This window comes from Mesorhizobium sp. M6A.T.Ce.TU.002.03.1.1, assembly GCF_003997275.1.
In the GTDB taxonomy this organism is placed as follows: Bacteria; Pseudomonadota; Alphaproteobacteria; order Rhizobiales; family Rhizobiaceae; genus Mesorhizobium; species Mesorhizobium mediterraneum.
Genome location: NZ_RZTI01000196.1, coordinates 1 through 7,454, shown reverse-complemented (window position 1 = coordinate 7,454; position 7,454 = coordinate 1). Strand labels below are relative to the sequence as shown.

8 protein-coding genes are annotated in these 7,454 nt (G+C 64.1%); 2 read left to right on the top strand and 6 right to left on the bottom strand.

The genetic code is table 11. The features are described from left to right. Nucleotides 1–254: 254 nt before the first annotated feature. From EOC93_RS31515 to EOC93_RS31490, 6 genes are all read right to left on the bottom strand, one after another. On the bottom strand, nt 255–2,309 hold the full coding sequence (locus tag EOC93_RS31515; RefSeq protein WP_127206569.1) for a M3 family metallopeptidase: 2,055 nt from the start codon (nt 2,307–2,309) through the stop codon (nt 255–257). A 133-nt stretch (nt 2,310–2,442) separates the two neighbouring features. Beyond that, nucleotides 2,443–2,853 (bottom strand): hypothetical protein, encoded by a 411-nt coding sequence (locus tag EOC93_RS31510; RefSeq protein WP_095485031.1) that lies wholly within the window; start codon nt 2,851–2,853, stop codon nt 2,443–2,445. Nucleotides 2,854–2,862: 9 nt separating this feature from the next. Beyond that, nucleotides 2,863–3,507, bottom strand: a complete 645-nt coding sequence (locus EOC93_RS31505; protein WP_095485032.1) for a carbonic anhydrase — start codon at nt 3,505–3,507, stop codon at nt 2,863–2,865. Nucleotides 3,508–3,802: 295 nt separating this feature from the next. Next, a complete protein-coding gene (locus EOC93_RS31500) occupies nt 3,803–4,597 on the bottom strand; it encodes a DUF429 domain-containing protein (protein ID WP_095485033.1) in 795 nt (264 codons plus the stop codon). Beyond that, a complete protein-coding gene (gene pdxY / locus EOC93_RS31495) occupies nt 4,594–5,478 on the bottom strand; it encodes a pyridoxal kinase PdxY (RefSeq protein WP_095485034.1) in 885 nt (294 codons plus the stop codon). The genes EOC93_RS31500 and pdxY overlap by 4 nt, the downstream gene beginning before the upstream one ends. Nucleotides 5,479–5,485: 7 nt before the next feature. Beyond that, nucleotides 5,486–5,734: a hypothetical protein gene (locus tag EOC93_RS31490; protein WP_095485035.1), complete on the bottom strand. Its 249-nt coding sequence runs from the start codon at nt 5,732–5,734 to the stop codon at nt 5,486–5,488. A gap of 163 nt (nt 5,735–5,897) precedes the next feature. Between EOC93_RS31490 and EOC93_RS31485 the strand changes: the two genes are divergently transcribed. Together EOC93_RS31485 and EOC93_RS31475 are read left to right on the top strand one after the other, a co-directional pair. Beyond that, nucleotides 5,898–6,536 (top strand): LemA family protein, encoded by a 639-nt coding sequence (locus EOC93_RS31485; RefSeq protein WP_127206568.1) that lies wholly within the window; start codon nt 5,898–5,900, stop codon nt 6,534–6,536. A 167-nt stretch (nt 6,537–6,703) separates the two neighbouring features. Continuing rightward, nucleotides 6,704–7,454, top strand: a 751-nt coding sequence (locus EOC93_RS31475) for a YgcG family protein (RefSeq protein ID WP_164759359.1), incomplete at its 3' end; no start/stop codon positions are given.

Here is a 7,454-nt window from a genome sequence, read left to right as displayed (position 1 = left end):
GGCAGGCAGTCGCATTTGGATTCTTTCGAAGATGGACCCCCACCCTAACCCTCCCCACAAGGGGGAGGGAACGCTGCCGCGCGCCTCCACTTTGGTGCCGAAAGGCAGGCAATTTGTCGAGGTCAGCGCTAGCGGAAGTCTCCTTCCCCCTTGTGGGAAGGGGTTAGGGGTGGGGGTGCATCGTAGAGCGAAAGCCGTGGCTTTCCACCTGCCATAGCCCTGCCCACAAGGGGTGAGATTGGCAGCTTCGTTGTTCAGACCAGCCCGCGCTTGACCATCATCGCTTCGGGCGACGGCATCTTGCCGCGGAAGGCGGTGTAGAGTTCTTCCGCGTCCTTCGAGCCGCCGGCGGCATAGACGTTCTTTCTGAGCCGCTCGGCCAGCGCCGGATTGAACGGGTCGCCTGTTTCCTCGAAGGCGGCGAAGGCGTCGGCGTCGAGCACCTCCGACCACATGTAGGAATAGTAGCCGGCCGAATAGCCGTCACCGGAAAATATGTGCCCGAATTGCGGGGTGCGATGGCGCATGGCGATGGTGTCGGGCATATCGAGCTTCTCGAGCGTTTCGGCTTCGAAACGAAGCGGCTGGTCCGGCGCATCCGGCCGCGCATGGTAGGCCATGTCGACCAGCGCCGACGCGGTGAATTCGACCGTTGCGAAGCCGGCGCCAAACGTGCGCGCCGCCAGCATCTTGTCGACCAGCGCCTTCGGCATCGGCTTGCCGGTCTTCACATGCAGCGCATGCTTTTCCAGCACCGCCGGCACGGTCAGCCAGTGCTCGTAGAGCTGCGAGGGCAGCTCGACGAAATCGCGGCTGACCGAGGTGCCCGCGACCGACGGCCAGGTGACGTCCGTCAGCATGCCATGCAGGGCATGACCGAATTCGTGGAACAGGGTCTTTGCCTCGTCGACCGACAACAGCGCGGCCTCGCCTTCCGGCGGCTTGGCGAAATTCATGATGTTGTAGATGACGGGCTTGGAGCCATGGCCAAGCTTGTAGCCGGATTTCAGCGCGCTCATCCAGGCGCCCGAGCGTTTCGAGGGCCGCGCGAAATAATCGGCCAGGAACAGACCGCGCTCGCTGCCATCTGCATTCCTGACGACGAAAACACGCGCGTCCGGATGCCAGGTGGCGATGCCTTTCTTCTCCTCGAAGGTGATGCCGAACAATCGTGTCGCTACGTCGAAACAGGCATCGATGACGCGGTCGAGCTGCAGATAGGGCTTCAGCTCGGCCTCGTCGAAGGCGAACTTCTCGGCGCGCAGCTTCTCCTGATAGAAGCGCCAGTCCCAGGCAGCGAATTTTTCGTTGCTGCCGGCCTCGGCCGCCAGCCGCTGCAACTCGGTCTGGTCGCTTGCGGCCTTTTCCAAGGCTTTTTCCCAGACCGGGTCGAGCAGCGTGTGCACGGCCTCCGGCGTCTTTGCCATGGTGTCGTCGAGCTTCAGCGCGGCGAAGGAGGCGTAGCCGAGCAGCTTCGCCTTTTCGGCGCGCAGGCGCAGCATATCGCGCACTACCGTTGTGTTGTCGGTGGCGCCGCCATTCTGGCCGCGCATGGTAAAGGCGCGGAAGGCGATCTCGCGCAAGTCGCGGCGCTCGGAGAAGGTCGAGAACGGCTCGTAGATCGAGCGCGACAAGGTGACGGCATAGCGGCCCTTCTGGCCGCGCATCTCGGCGGCCTCCGCCATCGCGCTTTTCAGGAATTCGGGCAGGCCGGCAAGGTCGGCCTCGTCGAGGAACAGCGCCCAGTCGCGCTCGTCGGCAAGCAGGTTTTGGCCGAACGTCGTGCCGAGCGACGACAGTTCCTCGTTGATCGACGCCAGCCGCTTCTTGCCCTCGGCGTCGAGTTTGGCGCCGGAGCGGACAAAGCCTTTCCAGGTCTTTTCCAACACCCGCAGCGTTTCGGCATCGAGCTTCAGGGTTTCCCGGCGCTGGTAGAGATCGTCGATACGGGCGAACAGCCTCTCATTCATGGAGATCGCCGAGAAATGCCGCGACATCTTTGGCGAGATCTCGCGCTCCAGCGCCTGGATCGCCTCGTTGGTGTGAGCGCCGGCCCGGCACCAGAAGATCGACGAAACATGGTCGAGCGCCTCGCCGCCAAGCTCCAGTGCGGCGAGTGTATTCTCGACGGTCGGTGTCTCGGCATTGCCTGATATTGCCTCGATCTCGGTCTCATGCGCCTTCAATGCCGCATCGAAAACCCCGGAAAAATCGCCGTCGCCGATGCGGGTGAAATCGGGCAGGCCGAGCGGCCCTTGCCAGGTGGTCAGCGGATGGGCGGCGAGGTCGACGGCTTTTGTGGACGGCATGGACAGTCTTTCGCTGAGAGAGGGGCTTTCGCTGAGTGGGAGAGCTTTCGCTGAGTGGCTGTAGAGGCAGGGCGGGATCATCACCGATGTAAGGCGCTGGCTTGCCGCACGCAATATCGCAGCTGCTACCCTCTCAGTAGCCGTCGCAGTTTTCCGCGATCGCCGCCTGCGAACTGGCGGTGATTTGGTTGTCGGTGATGGCGAAGGTTTCCTGCATCAGCATGTCGTTTTTGGGAAAATCATAGCAGGCGATCACCGTGGTGACGCCGCCTTCGGTCTTCTCGATCCGATGCCGGATCTCGGCTCCGGCGACAGCGCCTTTCCATTCGTCGATCGAGGCGATGAACTCCTGCTTGGTCTGGACGACGCCGAGGTCGTCGAGTTTAATCCGGACGTCATCGGCAAGCAGGTCCGACAATTCCGTGCGATCGGCGACCAGCAGCGCCGCATACCAGCGGCCGATGAGCGCGCCGTCGTCGGCGCGGGCGGATACGATTGAAAACAGCAGCGCCGCTGCGGCCAAAGCGATCGAACGGCATACCATGCAATCCTCCTATGTCATCTCCGGCCTCTCGAAGTCACCGGTCTCCTTGTTCATCACCCAGAGCTCGCCGGTCGAGATGTCGAACCAGGCGCCGTGCAGCGACAGCCGTCCCTTGCCTTCCAGGATCGAGACGCAGGGAAAGGTCCTGAGATTGGCGATCGAATAGCGGATCGAAATGCGCTCCAGCGCGGTCTGGCGCTCCGTCGCCGTCATGAAGGTGCTGGAGGACACGGTCTCGGCCGCCGGCGCAATCAGGCTCATCCATTTGCCGATGAAGTCGCCGGGCGACAAGGGCGCGGCCGTGCTGTCGAGTGCCGCGCGGATGCCGCCGCAGCGGCCATGGCCCATCACCACGATGTTCTTCACCTTGAGGCTCTGCACGGCAAACTCGAGCGCCGCCGAGGTCGAGTGGAACTGGTCGTCGGGCGCATAGGGCGGCACCAGATTGCCGACATTGCGCAGCACGAAGAGCTCGCCGGGGCCAGCGTCGAAGATCGCCTCGGGAGCCGCGCGGGAGTCGCAGCAAGCGACGATCATCGTTTCGGGGGACTGGCCCTCGCGAGCGAGCGAGCGATAGCGCCCGCTTTCGGCGAGATAGCGGCCGCTCATGAAATTGCGATAGCCGGTGAGCAGATGATCAGGGAGATGAGGCATGGGCGGCGTCTGGAGCCTTTCCGGGTTAGGCGGCAGCTCTTTTTAAGTCAGGAAGGCTCTAGCGGCAAAAGCCGGTCGCGAGCAATGCCGAATCGCAGAGGACGTGGTTGCCATGCTGGAAGGCCCCCTCATCCGGCCTCCGCTTCGCTACGGCCACCTTCTCCCCCAGGGGAGAAGAGGTCGCAAGCGCCGGTGCCAGCCTCTTCTCCCCGGCGGGGAGAAGGTGGCCCGAAAGGGCCGGACGAGGGGCCTTCGCCCAATGCGATTGTCTTGCCGATAGATGAGGCGAGGAAATTCATGCCCAGATCGCCACAGGGATGCCAAAACGGTCGGCGAGCGGCGGATCCGGAAACGGCCTTGCCTCGCCGCCGGCGATGCGGCCGGCGATCAGCATCATCACTGCGGCGTCGAGAAAGTCGTCGGCAGCAGCGCCTCGCGGCGGCGTCCGGTCGAGAAAGTCCCTGAGATAACCGTGCCGGCAAAGCAGCGCCTTGCGTTCCGCCATGCCGGCCGGGTTGATGGCGCCCTTGATCTTCTTCGGCAAACACATCGCCTGATCGCCATTCAACCGGCAGAAGGCGACTTCCGGATGCGATTCGAAGACGCGGCTGCGCAGTTCGGGACGCGCGATCAGCACGGCATCGATCTCGCGGATCTTGGTAAAGATGCCGAAGGCCTGGATCGAGACGCCGCGCGGCGGATCGGAGGTCGCCTTCGCCACTTCGCTCGCCTGGCGATGCGCGGCATACCAGGCCTCGATCGTGGTGAAGCCATCCGTATGCGCGTAAAGCGCGGCACGCGAAGGAATGGCGAAGACGCTGGACTGCCTGTTACCAAGCAGCGGCCGCACCAGCGCCTCCGGCCCGCGACCGCCCTTTTGCGAAAGTTCCGGCAGGCCGATCGGCATGTCGACGGCGACCGTCGCATCGACCGGCAATGCGTCGAGCAGTGCTGCGAAGCTGGGGAAAACGGCTACCGAGGGCGCAGCACCCGGGTTACGAGGTGTCGAACCGGGATCGCGGCGAACGGCGATCCAGCCGGCCTTGCAGCCGTCGACACCGACAAGGACGCGGCTGCCGTCCGAAGTCACGCTCTTTTGTCCCGCCCCGGATGCAGGAGATGGCGAAGCTGCACCATCGCCATCGGGTGCGACAGGCTCTGAGCGTCGGTTTCGAGCTGCAATTCGTCGCCGCCGCGCTTGGCGGTGCGCGCCAGGATCTCGTAGACCGCCGCCGTGGTCGACTGCAGTGCCTTGACCGCTGGCTGGCCGGACAGGATGCGCGCCAGGTAGACGGCCGCCGTCAGGTCGCCGAGCCCATTGGGCGGCTTGTCGATGAGGCGATGCTCGGCCAGCAGCGCCTGGTTGCCGTTGAGCAGCAGATTGCCGGTGCCGCCGGCCATCATCGCCGGCGCCGAAGTGACCAGCATGGCCGGTGGCCCGGCATGAAGGGCGGCCGCCATCACCGCTTTCAGGTCGGGCAGCGGCGCTCCCGCCATCCATTCCAGCTCGTAGCGGTTGGGCGTGGCGATGTCGGCGATCGGCATCAGCCGGTCGCGCATGGCGATGGCGGTCGCCTCCGGCACATAGAGCCCGCCCGAATCGCCCATCACCGGATCGCAGATATAGATGGCATCCGGCGTCTTCGCCTTGACCGCGCCGACCAGCGAGGCGACGGCATCGGCTTGGCCGCCTTCGCCGAGATAGCCGGACAGCACCGCGCCGACCTCGCCAAGCCACGGCGCGCGCTCGAGATCGGCCATCAGCGCCTTGAATTGATCGAGTGGCGGCACGATGCGCGTCGCCCGTCCATGGCCCGGATGCCAAGGCAGGATGACGGTCGGCACCGCCCACACCGGAAAGCCCAGCGTCTCCAGCGCAAAGACCGCGGCGCGGTTGCCGACCGAGCCGCGCGCGACATGGCTGGAAATGACGATGACCGCGCGCGGCGCGTCGTGTTCTTCGGTGCTCACGGGGTTCCTAACTTTGGCTGACGAAAAGCACGAGCCAGATCAACAGGCCAATGGCGATAATGAGCCCTAGCGCCCGGCCAATGCGCGTGCCCCAGTATTCGATCGGGTCCGACTGGTCGGCATCCACTGCTGCGACGTGATCGCGCGCGCCCTTCGCGGTCCGCGCAATGAACGAGGTGCCGCCCGGGTCGGTCTCACGTGCCACGCGCTCGATGATGCGGCGCGATTCGTCGTCGCTGTCCTGGCGTCCCGCCATGGCGATGTCCTGTTTTCGCGGCGACTTTAACCCGTTCGCCCGGCCAATCACAGGGCCTTGCAGCGAATGATAAAGAACCAGTAACGCTTCCGGGCGGAGGTCATGTTCTTGCGCGCGGATTGTGGTAATGCTTCGCCTGTCAGTCTTATTGAGGGATCTTACCATGCTTGCCCAGCGTCTTTCCTCCCCTTTCGTCTTCCGCAACCTGCCAGCCTTGCTGATGATGGCGATCGTGCTGCCGCTGCTTGCCGGCTGTGGCTACAACACCATCCCGACGGCGGAGGAAAACGCCAAGGCCGCATGGAGCCAGGTGCTGAACCAGTACCAGCGTCGCGCCGATCTCATTCCCAATCTGGTCGAGACGGTCAAGGGCTATGCCGCGCACGAGAAGGATACGCTCGATGCGGTGGTCGAGGCGCGCGCCAAGGCGACGCAAGTGACGGTGACGCCGGAAACGCTGAGCAATCCGGAGGCCGTCAAGAATTTTCAGGACAGCCAGGCCGGCCTGACCAGCGCGCTGGCGCGGTTGCTGGCAGTGGTGGAGAATTATCCCGACCTCAAGGCCAACCAGAATTTTCTGGCGCTGCAGGCGCAGCTCGAAGGCACCGAGAACCGCATCGCGGTCGCCCGCCGCGACTATATCCAGGCGGTGCAGGAGTACAATCTGACGCTGAAGACCTTCCCGTCGGTGATTTGGGCAACCCTGTGGTTCCGCGGCAATCAGCCGTTCGCCAACTTCACCATCGAGGAAGACAAGATGCAGACGCCGAAGGTCGATTTCGGCACGACGCAGGGCGGGTGACGAACAGCTGGTGAGCGTGGTCCCTATTGGCCTTGCACTCCGTAGCACCCCCCTCTGTCCTGCCGGACATCTCCCCCTCAAGGGGGGAGATTTGCAGCTTCGACCCCGCCGCCAATCTTGCAACGTTGGAGATTGGCGAAGGCAGGAATGACATCCAATCTCCCCCCTTGAGGGGGAGATGTCCGGCAGGACAGAGGGGGGCGCGACGGAGTGCCAACCTCTCGCTTCTAGGCGTCACTCTAGTTCTGCTTTGCCTTAGCCTCTTCCTCCCCCTCACCGCGCTCGCCGCCGAATTGCCTATTCTGACCGGGCGGGTCGTCGACAATGCCGGCATCATCGATGCCGCGACCAAGGCGGCGCTGACCCGGAAGCTTGCGGATTTCGAGGCCAAGAGCTCGGACCAGATCGTCGTCGCGACGGTCGATAGCCTCGACGGCGAGGAGATCGAGCCCTACGCCAACCGGCTGTTCCGCGCCTGGAAGCTCGGCCAGGCCGGCGAGGACAATGGCGTGCTTTTGCTGGTCGCCCAGAACGATCGCAAGATGCGAATCGAGGTCGGTTATGGGCTGGAGGGCACGCTGACCGACCTGCACACCAAGCTGATCATCGAAAACGACATGGTGCCGGCCTTCCGCGCCGGTGACTTCTCCGGCGGCATAGCCAAGGCCGTGGACGACATGGTCATGGTGCTGGAGGGCAATCCGGAAGAACTGGAAGCGCGCGGGGCCCGCAACCAGCAGGCGCCATTCAACACCGACGATCTGTTCTTCGCGATCTTCATTGCCATCTGGGCGATCATCTTCTTCGGCAGCATCGCCGCCTCCATCTTGCCGCCGATGTTCGGCCAGAAGATCGGTCCTGGCCGCTATCGCTGGCTGGGCATGACCTTCGAGCCGAGCCGGCGGTCTTCCGGTGGGG